This is a genomic window from Staphylococcus sp. NWU MKU2 (assembly GCF_033283605.1).
GTDB lineage: Bacteria > Bacillota > Bacilli > Staphylococcales > Staphylococcaceae > Staphylococcus > Staphylococcus haemolyticus.
Window position 1 is genome coordinate 200,121 of sequence record NZ_JAVSMH010000004.1, and the last position, 17,517, is coordinate 217,637.

A 17,517-nucleotide genomic window follows, 5' to 3' on the forward strand; every position below is an offset into this window, starting at 1 on the left:
TAAGACAATGAATATCATCATGCGCAATACGCATCACTTCATTTCGTTTAGAAATTCAATGATTTTTCCTCGTTGATTAACAACTATTTTATGAACATTTTTGTCCTTATCAATTATTTTGACACCATTTGGGACAACGAATAAAGTATTAACTTTCGAAATTTCTTGAATATGTTGATAAGGTACGAAGACTGAATCAGCTTGAATGTTAAATGAGTGAGGAGTAAATCTAAATCCATCATCCATAAATACAATATCGCCCCCTACAGCTTCTACGCCTTTCCAATAATTAGCTTTAATTCTTTCATGAAGTAAACTCATTATATTCCCCCTTAGGCCATCACTATTAGTTAAATTTTACTATAAAGATAAAAAAATAAAAAATCTATGTATATTGCACTTATAAGCAAGACGTGTTAAAGTATTACTTAAGTGCATAAACGCTTTAACGCGTTAAAGGGAGTGGATGAATTGAGCAAAGAGTCACAATGGAAGACATCAACTGGATTTATTTTAGCCAGTGCGGGATCGGCAATAGGACTAGGAGCAATGTGGAAGTTTCCGTACATGGCAGGCATTTATGGTGGTGGGGCTTTTTTACTTTTATTCTTGATATTTACTATATTTGTAGGGTTACCGCTATTAATTATGGAATTTACAGTAGGTAAGATGGGACGTACTTACACTACTCAAATATATAGCAAGTTAACTGGTAAGAAATGGCTAAATATTATTGGGTGGAATGGTAATTTAGCAGTATTTATATTATTCGGATTTTATAGTGTTATAGGTGGATGGATCATTATATATATTGGTAATGTCATTTTACAAATGTTATCCATTGAGAAAACGACACTAACAAACATTAATTTTGAAGCAATTATCAGTAATCCGTGGCTAACGGTTCTTGGTCAGGGGATTTTTATCTTTTTAACAATGATTATCGTCATGATAGGCGTTGAAAAAGGGCTAGAGAAAGCTTCTAAAGTAATGATGCCGCTATTATTTATCTTTTTAATTATCGTGGTAGTCAAATCTTTAACTTTAGACGGCGCGATAGACGGCGTGCGTTATATTCTGCAGCCACGTCTAGAAGATATTTCAATGGAAGGTATTCTATTTGCGTTAGGTCAGTCATTCTTTACGTTATCATTGGGAACAACTGGGATGATTACTTATGCAAGTTATGCGCCAAAAGAAATGACAATAAAGTCATCAGCAATTTCAATAGTCATTATGAATATTTTAGTATCTGTATTAGCTGGTTTAGCCATATTCCCAGCTTTAAAAACGTTTGGATATGAACCTCAGGAGGGGCCAGGGCTATTATTCAAAGTTTTACCATTAGTATTTAGTCAAATGGGCTTTGGCGTTATGTTTTATTTCATATTCTTAATCCTATTCTTATTTGCTGCATTAACTTCTTCTATTTCGCTATTAGAATTAAACGTATCTAATTTCACTAAAAATGATAATTCTAAGCGTAAATCTGTAGCATTAATCGCAAGTATATTGGTATTAATTATTAGTATTCCAGCTACGCTATCATTTAGCAGTTTAAGTGCTGTTAAATTTGGTGCGGGAACTATTTTTGATAATATGGATTTCATAGTTTCAAATATTTTAATGCCTTTAGGGGCACTTGGGACAACATTAGTAGTAGGGCAATTATTAGATAAAGAAGCTTTAAAAGAAAGTTTCGGTCGCGACAAGTTTAAATTCTTTGCGCCATGGTATTTTTTAATTAAATTCGTTATGCCAGTCGTTATTATACTCGTGTTTATCGTTCAATTATTCTAAAGATTATACAATATAAAAAGGTTAGTCACACATATGTGGCTAACCTTTTTTACTACTTGAAACGAGCATTTATATAATCTCGTTCAATTTCTAATAACTCTAAATAATCTTCAGACATGATTTCTTTACCAATTTCAATATTTTTAGAAACAATAAAGTCAGCAAGTTTATGGTTTTCCTCATCAGAGTCAAAGAATGAAAGTGCTCTTTTTATTGTATCTTTTTCAGAAAAAAGGATTAACGTACGACCATACACTAAATCTTCCTTACTTCTTTGATAAGAAGCCTCTAAAAAAGCAAATATTTTTGAGCCATCATTATATTCAAAAGCTGAATCTATATCACCTTGAACTTTATCAGCAATATTAGACAATCTTGACTGTTCAGCTGGATCTTCTGGTCTATATTGATCTCGTACATACTCTTTCCACTTAATTAATTCTGAAGCAATATGTTCTTTTAATTCTGAATCATTATTATTTGTTTTAAATGCATCAACTTGTTGTCTTAACTCGCTTAAATCCATTAAATCTTCACGGTTAAGTTGACTCGATTCAAACGCTTCATAGTGATCATTTTCATGTGTAGACATCAATCATTCCCCCTTAAGATACTTTAATTCTTTATTCCTTTTAACACTACATCTAAAACATATCATTTTTTATATTAAAAAGGGATAAGTTGGAAATGATATAAATGTGGAAACAGTAGGATTACATGTTTTCAAAACGAACGTCTTGTTTGCGTAATTCTTTCATCACTTTCTCAGAAATTGCTGAATTGTTGATTGAAACATTTTTAAAAACACAATCTTTAATTTTAACATTGTCTAGGTTACATAAATCTAATGCGACATTTTCAAACACGACTTTCTTTAAAACAACATCGTTGAAAGTGACGTTGCGTAAGCTACAGTCTTTGAAGGAACTCTGTTCTATAGTTAGTGCGTTGAATTGACTATCATCGAATGTAGTTACACTGTAGTTTACTTTACTCATTAACGTTTTAAAGAAATTAATGTTTACAAAAATACTACTGCTAAAGTCACAATTAATTAATTTAGTGTTAGACACGGTATGAACATTTTTAAATATGCCCTCAGAAAAGTCACAGTTTTTAAAATAACTCTTATTAATTTCTAAATCGTCGTACATAGCGTTTCTAAAGGTACTATTGGTATATTTTTTGCTTTTATAGTGTTCATTAGTAAACACAGATAGAGATAAATCGGCTTTTGATGTCATTACGATTCTCCTTTAAGTATTATTAATACGTATAATCAATTATTGCGTTTGCATCGATATTATCGTAACACGAGTATTAAGTTGAACGATAGTTATTGAGTTCTTATATACATGTATCATTACATGGAAAAGTTTAAAATTCGCAGTTTTGCATAAATCTAAAGATTATCGTATAATTCATAGTGATTGAGTAAGGATTACAAACAAAATTTGGGATTGATGAATACTATAAACAGAAGGTAGGTTGAGTCAAAGCGAGTAAGAGCGCTTTAGATAATTAATATGATTGCATTTGACTTAATAGGACAAACACCACTCGTATTACTGGAAAGTTTTAGCGATGAGAACGTTCAGATTTATGCTAAATTAGAGCAATTCAATCCAGGTGGTAGTGTGAAAGATAGACTAGGTAAATACCTTGTTGAAACAGCCATAAATGAAGGTCGAGTTTCTTCGGGGGACACGATTGTTGAAGCTACAGCAGGAAATACTGGAATAGGACTTATAATTGCTGCTAATCGGTATCATTTAAAATGTGTTATTTTTGCGCCAGAGGGCTTTTCTGAAGAAAAAATATCAATTATGCGTGCATTAGGCGCAGATATTAAACGTACGCCTAAAGATGAAGGCATGATTGGTGCGCAAACTAAAGCAAGAAGCTACGCCAAAGAATACGGGGCAGTATATATGAACCAATTTGAAACGGAACATAATCCAGCGGCATATACGCATACGTTAGGTAAGCAACTGACTGATACTTTGCCAAACATAGACTACTTCGTTGCTGGCGTGGGTTCAGGAGGTACGTTTACAGGCGTTGCACAACATCTTAAACAATATAATGTAAAGAATGTGATTGTTGAACCAGAAGGCTCAATATTAAATGGTGGCGAAGCACATTCACATGATATTGAAGGTATTGGTTCAGAAAAATGGCCCATCTTTTTGGAACGAAGTTTAGTAGATCAAATTATTACAGTAAGTGATAAAGATGGCTTTGACAATGTTAAACGTTTAGCACAACAAGAAGGATTATTAGTAGGTAGCTCATCAGGCGCTGCTTTACAAGGTGCTTTAGACATTAAAAATCAAATCGATAAGGGCGTTATTGTAACCATTTTTCCAGATGGAAGCGATCGTTATATGTCGAAAAAAATATTTGAATACAAAGGAGAATAATGATGAAGAAAAAAACACAAATGATTCATGGTGGACATACAACAGATGACTTTATAGGTGCAGTTACGACACCTATTTACCAAACAAGTACGTATTTACAAGACGAGATTGGTGACTTAAGACAAGGATACGAGTACTCTCGTACAGCTAACCCAACACGTACAGCGATTGAGAGTGTTATTGCTAATTTAGAAAATGGTAAACATGGTTTTGCTTTTGGCTCAGGTATGGCGGCTATCAGTGCAGTCATCATGTTGTTAGATAAAGGTGATCATCTTATTTTAAATTCTGATGTGTATGGTGGAACTTATCGTGCCTTAACTAAAGTATTTACACGTTATGGCATCGATGTTGATTTCGTAGATACAACTCATATTGAAAATGTCAAAGACTATATTAGACCAGAAACTAAAATGTTATATGTAGAAACACCATCAAATCCATTATTACGTGTAACAGATATTAAACGTACAGCAGAAATTGCAAAAGAAAATAATTTAATTTCAGTAGTAGATAATACATTTATGACACCTTACTATCAAAATCCATTAGATTTCGGCATTGATATTGTATTACACTCAGCTACTAAATATATTGGTGGCCACAGTGATGTAGTAGCTGGCTTAGTTGCTACTGCAGATGACGAACTTGGTGAACGTTTAGCCTTTATTTCAAATTCTACAGGTGGTGTTCTTGGACCACAAGATAGTTATTTATTAGTTCGTGGTATTAAAACATTAGGATTACGTATGGAACAAATTAATCGTAATGTTGAAGCTATTGTTGAAATGTTACAAAACCATCCATCAGTTCAACAAGTATTCCATCCAAGTATTAAAGACCATTTAAATCATGATATTCATGCTTCTCAAGCTAGCGGTCATACAGGCGTGGTTGCTTTTGAAGTAAAAGATACAGAAGCAGCAAAACAACTTATTCGTGAAACAAACTACTTCACATTAGCTGAAAGTTTAGGTGCAGTTGAAAGTTTAATTTCAGTACCTGCTTTAATGACACATGCATCTATCCCTGCTGATGTCCGTGCTAAAGAAGGTATCACTGATGGACTCGTACGTTTATCAATCGGTATTGAAGATACAGATGATTTAGTTGAAGACTTAAAACAAGCCATTGATACTTTGAACTAAATCAAATGAGTTAAGACAAAAATAATATTTTAATTCTACATTATAGTTAGAATTAACTGACTGAGGATAGAAGATATCTTTTCTCAGTTAGAATCAGCCATATGGGGGTGGGACAATCAATTTTGTTCCACCCTCTTAATTTTTAATAAAAGTTAAATCTCAATAGTTGAGAATGTGTTATACACTTATGAAAAGTAAATTATATTTCTATGCATATTATTTAAAAATTAAAAGTAGTGTACAAAAAATTCATAGATATGTAATCAAATTGAAATGGAATATCATGCTAAATTGTATTAATTTAGTATAAGTACACTACTTGAACGGATAAAAGAAAGAAGTATGTAATAAAGATTTAATACAGATAAGTGTCTAGTACAACTAGAAGTAAGTGGTGAGTAACCCAATGAACAAGCATAAGATTAAGGAGGCGCTTTGTATGAATAAAAAAATTCTAGCAACAGCAGTATTAGGGACAGGAGCACTTAGTACATTATTTGCTCATCAAGCTGAAGCATCAACAACGCACACAGTTCGAAGTGGTGAATCTTTATGGTCTATTTCACACCATTATGGTATCACTGTATCTAAATTAAAATCATTAAATGGCTTATCATCAAATCTTATTTTTCCAAACCAAGTATTAAAAGTTTCAGGATCTTCTAATTATTCAAGTCGTTCAAATTACGGTAATTCAAGTAGTACATATACTGTTAGAGCAGGGGATAGTTTATCATCTATCGCTAGTCGATATGGTACAACATATCGTCATATTATGAATTTAAATGGATTAAATAGCTTTTTAATTTTCCCTGGTCAACAATTAAAAGTATCTGGGTCTGTAAGTTCAAATTCACACTCAAGTTATAATTCAAATAGTGGTGGTTCATCAAGTACTTATACAGTACGTTATGGGGATTCACTGTCATCTATTGCTAGCCGATATGGTACAACATATCAACATATTATGAGATTAAATGGATTAAATAATTTCTTTATTTATCCTGGTCAAAAATTAAGAGTTAGTGGTTCAGCTTCTTCAAACACTTACTCAACGCGTTCAGCACAATCAACGTATTATTCATCACCAGTATTTAATCATAGAAATTTATATGATTGGGGACAATGTACATGGCATGTGTTTAATCGTCGTGCTGCTATTGGAAAAGGTATTAGTACTTATTGGTGGAATGCTAATAACTGGGATAATGCTGCAGCTAGAGATGGGTATCGTATTGATGGTAACCCAACAGTAGGTTCAATTGCACAATCAGATGCCGGTTATTATGGTCATGTAGCATTTGTAGAACGTGTTAATAGCAATGGTAGTATTTTAGTTTCAGAAATGAACTTTAGTGCGAGTCCAGGTATTTTAACATATCGTACAATCCCTGCTTATCAAGTACGCAATTATAAATTTATTCATTAATTTATCAAAAAAAGCTAATCAAAAGGAAGTATACTTTACTTCTTTTGATTAGCTTTTTTTATATTATTGGAAATTATAGTCTTCTTTAACTTTTCTAAAGCTTGAAGCTAAACGTGTAACATTAATAATGAATGATACGAATGATGTTAGCTTACGGAATTTGTAAGGAGATCTCATTGATACTACGAAATCTAAAAGTGTGCCTACAGTGCTTAGGCCTAAAGATAAATAAACTAGATTTTTATTTTTCGCGTCGAATTTAATACCGTTATAACCATCTACGATAAAGCCTGCTGTACTAACTAAATTTGAAACGCGCGTTAATTTTGATTTTTTTGCCATGAATAATACCCTCCGAAATATCTAAATGTCATCAAATAATCATTTAGTATATTATTATATGTTAACATCATACTAAAATAACATATATTTTTGAAGTACAAAACATTTCGTTAAAAAGGTGTGATCATATGATAAAGTGTGTTTGTTTAGTGGAGGAAACAGAGAACCAAATCTTATTAGTACAAGTAAGAAATAGAGAGAAGTATTATTTCCCGGGTGGTAAAATTGATGAAGGTGAAACGCAATTAGAAGCGATACAAAGGGAAGTAAAAGAGGAACTACAATTAGAGTTTCCACAAGAGGATTTCACATATATTGGAACGGTCATAGGCGATGCATACCCGCAAACGAACATGCTAACAGAACTAAATGGATTTAAACTTCAACAAGAAATTGACTGGAATAACGTTGAAATTGATAATGAAATTACTGATATACGTTGGTTCGATAAATCTGATACAACGTTAATAGCACCCGCTGTTATAAAGTGGATTGAAACATTTTCAGAGAGAAAGTAGGGGTATAATGGAAATTCGACCATATTCAATTCAAGATTACCCGTTATTAGATGTATTTGAAATATTACCAGAAGATAGAAAATTCACTCGGACACCTATCCATAATATTGATTTAGCTAAAGGAGACGACGAGCGTCACCCGACTCTTGTTATGAGAGATAATCAATGTGTGGGCTTCTTTACTTTACATGAAGGTCAGGGTGTTAAACCATATAGTGACAATAATAAAGCTATATTTTTCCGTTCATTTAGTGTGGATGCACGATATCGTGGTCAAGGTCTTGGAAAAGCAGTGATTCAACAACTACCAAGCTATATAAAGTCAACATTTCCTTACATTAATGAAATAATATTAACTGTGAATACTGACAACGACAAAGCCATCGGATTATATAAACAAGCCCAATATTCTATTACTGGAGATGCAATTTTAGAAGGGCGACCAGTTTACGTTATGAATTTTAAAATATAGATGCTTATAAATAAACAAGCCAGTGAATGAATTTATCAAGACTCATTTACTGGCTATTTTTGAGAGAACTGTGTCCCGGTTATTATTTTTTATAAGTTAAATTTTTAAATTTTAATCCGTAGATTGCGAAGAAATTTCAGAATGCTTTTGATTAAATTTAGGGTGTTTAATTAATAAAGCTGTAATCCATGCCGTAATCGGGATACTAATCGCTACGGCAATTCCACCTAGTAAGATTGAAATAAATTCTTGGGCAAATATTTTTGAGTTAATGATATGTCCGAAAGAATAATGTAATTGGAAAAACCAAAAGAATAATGTCAATTGACCACCAAAATAAGCTAAATATATGGTATTGGCAGAAGTTGCTAGAATTTCTCTACCTACACGCATGCCTGATTGGAACAATGCCTTACGTGAAAGGGTGGGGTTAGTTTCATTAAGTTCATACATTGGAGAACTTATAGTTATGGTTAAGTCGATGACTGCTGCAATTACTGCTAAAATGACTGTAAATACTGAGAATTGAACCATATCAATACCGATATTCATTGAAAAAATATATGTTTCGTCTTGTTGTTCCGTAGTAAAGCCTTGTAAGTGACCGATACTTATTGATAGATAAATACCAACTATTAAGAGAATGGTAGTAATTATTGTAGCAATAAAAGCTGCTTTGGTCTTAATGTTATAACTATTTAAAATAAATAAGTTACATGCGGCAATGACAATGCAAAAAACTAGTGAAACTAGGTAAATAGGTGTTCCAAATAAGATGAACACAATACTAATTAGCAAGATAATAAAATTTAAAAATAATGTTAAGTATGAGATTAAGCCTTTTTTACCGCCAAAAATGAGCATTAAAATTAATAAAATTAGTGCTAGTAGGACGACTGCATTCATCTTGTCACACCCTTCCATTTCATCCACATAACCATCAAACTAATTGTAATTGGAATCGTTAGAACGATACCAATACCACCAGTTAAAGCACGAGCAATTTCTAAAGACCAGTTCATCGAAATCGTATACGTAAATGTGTTAGCATTTTTTAAATAAATCAAGAACATCGGTAGACTTCCTGATAAGTAAGAGAAAAGTAAAATGTTCGTCATTGTACCCATAATATCCTGTCCTATATTACGACCTGCTAAAGTCCAACGTGATAAAGAAATGTTAGGCGTACGTTGTAATATTTCATACATACCGCTTGATATTGTAATAGCAACATCCATCACTGCACCTAATGATCCTATAAGTACAGAAGCTAAAAATATATCTTTAGGTGGCAGCGTTAAAAAACTCATTGTTTCATATTTAATACCAGCACCATTGGTTAACTGAATAATAATTTGAGTGATACCAATACATAAAAATGTGCCTAATAACGTACCGACTGTTGTAATCCAAGTGCGCATGTGCCAACCAGTGACGAGCAATAACGTGACAATGGTGGAGAAAATGATTGCCACACTCATCAAAATGAATAGATTAGTAGATGGATGTTTATCATGAATTGCAATAGCTATCAAGATAGCACCAGTGTTAAAGATGAGTGACAGAATAGATTGTAAGCCTACATTACGTCCTACTAGTAAGAGAGACATAATGAATATACCTGCGATTGCTACAGTTAAGCTATCGCGTTTTTTCTCTAAGATAGTTGCATCTTTAGGACTATTTTGAATATGCATTAGCACCTTGTTATTTTTGCTAAAGTGCTCTGAATCTGCTTGAGATTTAACATATGTATTGTCTATCGTAGTTGATTCACCTTTAAATTTTCCATTTAATATCTTTATTGTTAAATGCTGTTTGTATTTAAAATCTGTATTATGTTGCTCATCAACAACCTTTTGAGCGTTACTTGTTTCTACATGAGTAACTTTACCGATAGGTGTATTGTAGAAACTAGCATTGAAAAACGTAAAGATAAAAGCACCGATAATAAGTACACCAATTATAACAATGATGCGATTCATCACGCGATGACTAGAATTGTTGCGTTTTTGTGCATTCATTAATTTACCCCTCATTTATAAATCAAATTCTACTCTTAATTAAGTCAGAGTGATTATACGCCCCTCAGCATCATTATTCAAATAGTATCCATTTAATTATCGAATATCTCTTTATAACATTAGTGGTATGTAGATACTTTGCTTAAAAGTTGATGTATTAAATTCGATAAATTAAGTATATCAACTTTTTTATTATCCTTTTTAAAGACGACGCAAAATGATCGCTTTAATTCTGTATGGCCTAACGAAATATCACATAATTCACCTTTATCATTATCTAAAGATAAATAATCTGGCAAGATAACATAACCACGTTGATGTTTAAGTAAATAATTCGCTAAAGATTTAGAACCAACTATATTAACTGGCAGCTTTAAAGTGTGCTGTAAACGACTTTCAATTGTCGATGCCAAAGGTTTTAAAGTGAATAGCTGTGTTTTGGCAAATTGTGTTAGCGGAGGATTAATCGATAAAGCAATGACGTCATCTTTAGGTACATAAATATGATATGTTTCCTCAAATAATGGTTTCAATGATAGATTAGTATTCTTCTGAAGTTCTGCGTTAATTTCAACTAGGCCAATATCTATTTTGCCAGTATAAAGTGCCTCGGAAATATCAGATGATGACATAATATGAGGAACGATGATGCTATCATATTGTCGTTCAAATGCTTGGATGATCGCAGTAATCATTTGAGAGATATAGCTTTCCTCAAAACCAATATTCAGAACGTGTGCATTTTTATGATTTGTTTGTTGAAATAACGCTACCGTTTCATCTAATTGCTCTAAAATTTGAGTAGCTTGATTGAGTAGAGCTTTACCATGAGAGGTTAAATGAATATTTCTCCCTTGTCTATTGAATAACGTTACTTGCAATTCTTGTTCTAATAATGTAATTTGCCGACTTATTGCAGATTGGGCTATGTTCAACTCAAGTGCTGCTTCAGAGATGTGTTCTCTACGTGCTACTTCTACAAAATATTTTAATTGTTTAATTTCCATATACATGCCCCTTCCAACTTTTCAAATTTACCTATTAGTATTAATTGTTCTAATTATTAGAATAAAGTCATCTAATTAATATATTGTTCAGATAAATATTTTACATTATATTAATTATTATTAACAGTAAATTTTCTGAAAATTCTCAAAAGGAGTGGGCATCATGTTTGATGAAAGATTAAAAAGAGGATTATACGATTACCGTGAGGAACATGATGCATGCGGTATTGGGTTTTACGCAAACATGAATAATTTAAGGTCACACGATATCATCGAAAAATCACTTGAAATGTTACGTCGTCTTGATCATCGTGGTGGTGTTGGCGCAGATGGGATAACAGGTGATGGTGCAGGTATTATGACCGAAATACCATTTCAATTTTTTAAAGCACATGTCAATTTAGACTTACCTAACGAGGGAGATTATGCGGTAGGTCTTTTTTTCTCTAATGAAAAGATTCAAGGTACGAAACATGAAACGCAATTCAATGACTACTTTCAAAGTGAAGGTTTAAAGGTAATTGGCTATCGTGATGTGCCTGTCGATGTTAATGCAGTGGCACCTCATGTTGCGTCTACGATGCCACACATTCAACAAGTGTTTATTGATATTAGATCTATTGAAACACCGGTTAAACCATTGTATATAGCGAGAAAACAAATAGAGCAATATGCAGAACGACAAGATTTAGGGCTTTATTTCACAAGTTTATCGCATAAGACAATTGTTTATAAAGGTTGGTTACGCTCAGATCAAATTAAGAAACTATATCTAGATTTAAATCACGAAGACTATCAATCGAAACTAGGACTTGTTCATTCAAGGTTTAGTACGAATACGTTCCCGAGTTGGAAGCGTGCGCATCCAAACCGATTATTAATGCATAATGGAGAAATTAATACGATTAAAGGTAATGTGAATTGGATGAGAGCACGGCAAAGACAATTAATTCAAACATTATTTGGCGAAGAACATACTAAAATACAAAACATTGTTGATGAAGATGGTAGTGATTCAGCGATTGTAGATAATGCGTTAGAATTTTTATCATTAGCGATGGAACCCGAAGAAGCAGCGATGTTGCTTATACCTGAACCATGGTTATACAACAAAGAAAATGATGCCAATGTTCGTGCGTTCTATGAGTTTTATAGCTATTTAATGGAACCATGGGATGGACCAACGATGATTTCGTTCTGTAACGGAGATAAAATTGGTGCATTAACTGACCGAAATGGATTACGACCAGGTCGTTACACAATTACAAAAGATAATTTTATTGTTTTCTCATCTGAAGTGGGTGTAGTAGATGTACCTGAAGCCAATGTTGCTTATAAGGGACAGCTCAATCCCGGGAAGTTATTACTTGTAGACTTTGAGTCTCATAAAGTGGTTGAAAATAATGAATTGAAAGCTCGAATTGCCAATCAATATCCTTACAAAGAATGGTTGGAAAGCTACAAAGTGGACCTAAACTTAGAAGCCCAAACGTATCATCAACCTTTATTAAACAATGAGACATTATTTAAGTTGCAGCGTCAATTTGGATATACGAAAGAAGATATCTATAAATATATGTCTGAATTAGTGATAGGAAAGAAAGATCCAATTGGTGCTATGGGTTACGATGCGCCACTTGCGGTATTAAATGAAAGACCAGAGACCCTATTTAATTACTTTAAACAATTATTTGCACAGGTAACTAACCCACCTATTGATGCTTATCGCGAAAAGATAGTAACAAGTGAGTTATCTTATTTAGGTGGAGAAGGTAATTTGTTCCATCCTGATGAAACAGTATTAGACCGTATTCAACTGGCAAAACCCGTCCTAACTTTAACGCAATTAGATAAGATTAAACAGAGTAAGTTTAACGTGAAACACTTAACTACACTATATCAAGATAACCTTAAAGAGGCATTGGAAAGACTGGGTGAAGCGGCGATACAAGCTACTCGAGATGGTCATACTATATTAGTTCTTGATGATAGTGAACTTATTGATAATGATGATGAAAGTAAAGTGAAAGAACAACGCTACGCTATGCCAATATTATTAGCTATCAGTCATATTCATCAGTTATTAATCAGAGAAGGTCTACGTATGGATACTAGCTTAGTGGCACTATCTGGAGAAACGCGTGAAGTTCATCATGTAGCATGCTTATTAGGCTATGGTGCAAATGCTGTTATTCCATATCTAGCTCAGCATACTATTGCGCATTTAACTGAAACACATCGTTTAGAAGGCGCCGTTTCCGACAACGTTGAAACTTATACACGTGTGCTATCAGAGGGCGTTATTAAAGTAATGGCGAAGATGGGTATCTCTACTGTTCAAAGTTATCAAGGGGCTCAAATCTTTGAAGCGGTTGGTCTATCTCAAGAAGTAATTGATGACTATTTCACTGGAACGCAGTCTAAGTTATCAGGGCTAAGCATTCAACAAATTGATGCTGAAAATAAAATGCGTCAACAAAGACATAATGAGTACCTAGATTCAGGAAGTGTCTTCCAATGGCGACAACAAGGTCAACATCATGTGTTTAATCCTACAACAATTCATTTGTTACAACATGCATGTCGTGAGAATGATTATAAACAGTTTAAATCTTTTTCTAATGCTGTACATGAACAAAGAAATGATCATCTACGTGATTTATTAGAATTTAAAGCACAGCAGCCGATTCATATTAGTGAGGTTGAGTCAATAGAGACCATTGTTAAACGTTTTAATACGGGGGCAATGAGCTATGGTTCTATTTCCGAAGAAGCACATCAAACACTAGCACAAGCTATGAATAAACTAGGTGGTAAAAGTAATAGTGGCGAAGGTGGAGAAAATCCTAAACGCTATGAAATCCAAGAAGACGGTAGTGTGTTATCAAGTGCTATCAAGCAAGTGGCTTCTGGTCGTTTTGGTGTAACTAGTAATTATTTACAACATGCAAAAGAGTTACAAATTAAAGTTGCTCAAGGTGCTAAGCCAGGAGAAGGAGGACAGTTACCGGGCACAAAAGTGTATCCTTGGATTGCTGAGACACGAGGTTCAACGCCAGGTATAGGATTGATTTCGCCTCCACCACATCACGATATTTACTCAATTGAAGACTTAGGACAATTAATTCATGACTTAAAGAATGCAAACAGAAGCGCTGATGTAGCAGTTAAATTAGTTTCGAAAACAGGTATCGGAACCATTGCATCGGGTGTCGCTAAAGCATTTGCAGATAAAATCGTCGTGAGTGGATATGACGGTGGTACAGGCGCATCTCCTAAGACGAGTATTCAACACGCCGGTTTACCTTGGGAACTTGGTTTAGCTGAAACGCATCAAACATTGAAATTAAATGATTTACGTAGTCGTGTTCGTTTAGAAACAGATGGTAAGTTGATGACAGGTAGAGATGTTGCATTAGCATGTGCACTAGGTGCCGAAGAATTTGGATTCGCGACTGCACCATTAGTTGTTTTAGGGTGTATCATGATGCGCGTTTGTCATAACGATACATGTCCAGTAGGTATCGCGACTCAGAACAAAGATTTAAGAGCGTTATTTAGAGGTAAAGCTGACCACGTTGTTAACTTTATGCATTTCATTGCTGAAGAGTTAAGAGAGGTCTTAGCATCGTTAGGACTACGAACAGTTGAAGAATTGGTTGGACGTACCGACTTGTTACAACGCTCAAGTCGAATTGATGAACAATCCAAAGCAGCAACACTAGATGTTGAGAAGTTATTGGATTCAGTTGATGGCCCTAACTCAAAAGAAATTAATCAAAATCATCATTTAGATATAGGTTTCGATTTAAATTATCTATATAAAGATGCTAAACAGAGTATTAAGGATGGAAAATTATTTAAAGGGAATTATGTGATTAATAATGAACAACGAGATGTAGGTGTTATCACAGGAAGTTACATTACTCAGTGTCACGGTATTAAAGGGTTACCAGAGGGGACAATTGTAGCTAAAACACATGGTCATGCTGGACAAAGTTTAGCGGCATTCGCACCATCAGGATTGTTAGTCCAACATACAGGTGATGCAAATGATTACGTTGGTAAAGGGTTATCAGGTGGTACTATTGTGATTAAGGCACCAAATAAACAACGCGAACGTGAAATTATTGCTGGGAATGTATGTTTCTATGGTGCTTCAAAAGGTAAAGCCTTTATTAATGGTAGTGCTGGCGAACGTTTTTGTATTAGAAACAGTGGTGTTGATGTAGTAGTAGAAGGTATCGGTGATCATGGTTTGGAATATATGACTGGAGGACATGTAGTCAATCTAGGAGATGTAGGTAAGAACTTCGGTCAAGGTATGAGCGGAGGCGTTTGTTACGTATTTCCAAGTAATCTCGAATTATTCAAACGTAAAAACCAATTACCAACCCTGGCTTTTGAGAGAGTGACACACAAAGAGGAGAAAGCGTTACTTAAAACAATGTTAGAGGAACATTATCGTTATACCCAAAGTACAAAAGCAGCGGCAATTTTAAATGATTTTGAACATGTGGCAGACAAAGTTATTAAAGTGATTCCAAAAGATTATGAACTAATGATGCAAAAAATTGAATTACAAAGTCGTCGTTTGCCACAACTTGATGATGCTAAACTGGCAGCATTCTATGATGAACGTACGACAATTGAACAAGAATTACAGCCAGCAGTTATTTACTAAAGAAAGGAGAGGTCTGTTATGGGTGAGTTTAAAGGATTTATGAAATATGAAAAGCAATCATTATCTGAACTGTCTTTAGTTGAACGCCTAAAACATCATGATGCGTTTCAACAACGTTTTTCACGTGATGAGGCGTCTGTTCAAGGCGCGCGATGTATGGATTGTGGGACACCATTCTGTCAAACAGGTCTTCCTTTCGGTAGAGAAACCATTGGTTGCCCTATTGGTAATTATATTCCTGAGTGGAATGATTTGGTTTATCACCAGGATTTCAAAGCTGCATATCAACGTTTAAGTGAAACAAATAATTTTCCTGAATTTACAGGACGTGTTTGTCCTGCACCTTGCGAACAATCTTGTGTTATGAAGATTAATCGTGAATCAGTCGCAATTAAAGGGATAGAACGCACGATTATTGATGAAGCATATGATAACGGTTGGGTTAAACCTAAATATCCTAAGCAACGGTTGGAACAATCTGTAGCGATTGTTGGGAGTGGTCCTGCAGGCCTCTCTGCAGCTGAAGAGCTCAATTACATGGGTTATCAAGTGACGGTGTTTGAAAGAGCCGCAGAAGCGGGTGGTTTATTAATGTATGGAATTCCCAATATGAAATTAGATAAGGATGTTGTACGTCGCCGTATTACACTGATGACAGAAGCAGGTATTACATTTAAAACGAATACCAACATTGGTGTGGATATCTCACGCGAAGAATTAGAACAGACATATGACGCTATTATCTTATGTACAGGAGCTCAAAAAGCACGTGACTTGCCATTAGAAGGACGTATGGGTCAAGGTATTCACTTTGCTATGGATTATTTAACCGAGCAGACTCAATTACTAAATGGTGAAATTGACGAACCAACTATTACGGCTAAAGGAAAAAATGTAATCATCATAGGTGCTGGTGATACTGGCGCGGATTGTGTTGCTACTGCCTTACGTGAAAATTGTAAGTCAATTGTGCAATTTAACAAATATACGAAAGCACCTGAAGAAATTGCGTTTGAAAGTAATATGTCGTGGCCACTTGCATTACCTGTTTTCAAAATGGATTATGCTCATAAAGAATATGAAGCACGTTTCGGTAGAGAGCCTCGCGCTTATGGTGTTCAAACTATGCGATATGATGTTGATCATATTGGTAATGTGCGTGGTGTATATACACAAATCTTAGAGGAAACACCAGAAGGAATGGTTGTCGTAGATGGTACTGAAAGACATTGGCCAGCAGATCTTGTTCTTTTATCCATCGGCTTCGAAGGTACCGAACCTACAGTACCAAGCTCTTTTGATATTGCTACACAACAAAATAAAATCATCGCCAACGATAAAGATTATCGCACTAATAAAGAAAAAATATTTGCCGCTGGGGATGCGAGAAGAGGTCAAAGTCTTGTAGTTTGGGCGATTAAAGAAGGACGTGCTGTTGCTCAATCTGTCGATAAATTCTTGAAACAAAAGGTATTCGTGTAAGTTACTTTAAAAATAAGATAGTAATGAAAATAAAATGGATAATTTTACATTTTAAACTTAAAAGTAATTGACTTCCGATGAACCGTGGTATATGATATTTATTGTGTTCATTGGAGGAATACCCAAGTCCGGCTGAAGGGATCGGTCTTGAAAACCGACAGGGCCTTAACGGGCCGCGGGGGTTCGAA

General features: G+C 34.3%; 15 protein-coding genes. 8 read left to right on the forward strand and 7 right to left on the reverse strand.

The window, feature by feature from the left end; genetic code table 11:
* Positions 1 to 33: 33 nt before the first annotated feature.
* Positions 34 to 321: a hypothetical protein gene (locus SBL15_RS08435; protein WP_107612101.1), complete on the reverse strand. Its 288-nt coding sequence runs from the start codon at positions 319 to 321 to the stop codon at positions 34 to 36.
* 150 nt (positions 322 to 471) lie between these two features.
* On the opposite strand from SBL15_RS08435, the gene SBL15_RS08440 reads away from it, so the two are divergent.
* Entirely contained in the window at positions 472 to 1,800 is a 1,329-nt protein-coding gene (locus tag SBL15_RS08440) for a sodium-dependent transporter (protein ID WP_317955744.1), read from the forward strand.
* Between the two features lie 52 nt (positions 1,801 to 1,852).
* Here SBL15_RS08440 and SBL15_RS08445 read toward each other — a convergent pair whose 3' ends face one another.
* Positions 1,853 to 2,392, reverse strand: a complete 540-nt coding sequence (locus SBL15_RS08445) for a hypothetical protein (protein WP_037538433.1) — start codon at positions 2,390 to 2,392, stop codon at positions 1,853 to 1,855.
* A gap of 121 nt (positions 2,393 to 2,513) precedes the next feature.
* Positions 2,514 to 3,044 carry a pentapeptide repeat-containing protein gene (locus SBL15_RS08450; protein ID WP_037538432.1) on the reverse strand — a complete coding sequence of 177 codons (531 nt, stop codon included), beginning with the start codon at positions 3,042 to 3,044 and terminating at the stop codon, positions 2,514 to 2,516.
* A gap of 282 nt (positions 3,045 to 3,326) precedes the next feature.
* Between SBL15_RS08450 and SBL15_RS08455 the strand changes: the two genes are divergently transcribed.
* The 3 genes from SBL15_RS08455 (at position 3,327) to SBL15_RS08465 (ending at position 6,800) form a co-directional block, all read left to right on the forward strand.
* On the forward strand, positions 3,327 to 4,223 hold the full coding sequence (locus tag SBL15_RS08455; RefSeq protein ID WP_317955747.1) for a cysteine synthase family protein: 897 nt from the start codon (positions 3,327 to 3,329) through the stop codon (positions 4,221 to 4,223).
* Positions 4,224 to 4,225: 2 nt separating this feature from the next.
* Positions 4,226 to 5,371: a bifunctional cystathionine gamma-lyase/homocysteine desulfhydrase gene (locus tag SBL15_RS08460; RefSeq protein ID WP_107612103.1), complete on the forward strand. Its 1,146-nt coding sequence runs from the start codon at positions 4,226 to 4,228 to the stop codon at positions 5,369 to 5,371.
* A 439-nt stretch (positions 5,372 to 5,810) separates the two neighbouring features.
* Positions 5,811 to 6,800, forward strand: a complete 990-nt coding sequence (locus SBL15_RS08465; RefSeq protein ID WP_011276796.1) for a LysM peptidoglycan-binding domain-containing protein — start codon at positions 5,811 to 5,813, stop codon at positions 6,798 to 6,800.
* Positions 6,801 to 6,863: 63 nt separating this feature from the next.
* Here the strand turns inward: SBL15_RS08465 and SBL15_RS08470 are convergent, their stop codons facing one another.
* Entirely contained in the window at positions 6,864 to 7,142 is a 279-nt protein-coding gene (locus SBL15_RS08470) for a hypothetical protein (RefSeq protein ID WP_053016841.1), read from the reverse strand.
* Positions 7,143 to 7,270: 128 nt separating this feature from the next.
* Between SBL15_RS08470 and SBL15_RS08475 the strand changes: the two genes are divergently transcribed.
* Positions 7,271 to 7,660: an NUDIX hydrolase gene (locus SBL15_RS08475; protein ID WP_011276794.1), complete on the forward strand. Its 390-nt coding sequence runs from the start codon at positions 7,271 to 7,273 to the stop codon at positions 7,658 to 7,660.
* A 7-nt stretch (positions 7,661 to 7,667) separates the two neighbouring features.
* The gene (locus SBL15_RS08480) at positions 7,668 to 8,132 is read left to right on the forward strand and encodes a GNAT family N-acetyltransferase (protein ID WP_053041841.1); all 465 of its coding nucleotides are present in this window, start codon (positions 7,668 to 7,670) and stop codon (positions 8,130 to 8,132) included.
* A gap of 111 nt (positions 8,133 to 8,243) precedes the next feature.
* On the opposite strand, the gene SBL15_RS08485 is transcribed toward SBL15_RS08480, so the two are convergent.
* The 3 genes from SBL15_RS08485 to gltC all read right to left on the reverse strand — a co-directional run bounded on the left by SBL15_RS08485 (position 8,244) and on the right by gltC (position 11,163).
* A complete protein-coding gene (locus SBL15_RS08485; protein ID WP_011276792.1) occupies positions 8,244 to 9,038 on the reverse strand; it encodes a YibE/F family protein in 795 nt (264 codons plus the stop codon).
* Complete coding sequence (locus SBL15_RS08490) at positions 9,035 to 10,156, reverse strand: YibE/F family protein (RefSeq protein ID WP_107614330.1); 1,122 nt, start codon at positions 10,154 to 10,156, stop codon at positions 9,035 to 9,037. The genes SBL15_RS08485 and SBL15_RS08490 overlap by 4 nt, the downstream gene beginning before the upstream one ends.
* Before the next feature lie 119 nt (positions 10,157 to 10,275).
* Positions 10,276 to 11,163 (reverse strand): glutamate biosynthesis transcriptional regulator GltC, encoded by an 888-nt coding sequence (gltC, locus tag SBL15_RS08495; protein ID WP_182703532.1) that lies wholly within the window; start codon positions 11,161 to 11,163, stop codon positions 10,276 to 10,278.
* A 163-nt stretch (positions 11,164 to 11,326) separates the two neighbouring features.
* Here gltC and gltB point away from each other — a divergent pair, with 163 nt between their 5' ends.
* Together gltB and SBL15_RS08505 are read left to right on the forward strand one after the other, a co-directional pair.
* Positions 11,327 to 15,847: a glutamate synthase large subunit gene (gltB, locus tag SBL15_RS08500; RefSeq protein ID WP_317955748.1), complete on the forward strand. Its 4,521-nt coding sequence runs from the start codon at positions 11,327 to 11,329 to the stop codon at positions 15,845 to 15,847.
* Positions 15,848 to 15,865: 18 nt separating this feature from the next.
* Positions 15,866 to 17,329, forward strand: a complete 1,464-nt coding sequence (locus SBL15_RS08505; RefSeq protein ID WP_317955749.1) for a glutamate synthase subunit beta — start codon at positions 15,866 to 15,868, stop codon at positions 17,327 to 17,329.
* The last annotated feature ends 188 nt before the right edge of the window (positions 17,330 to 17,517 follow it).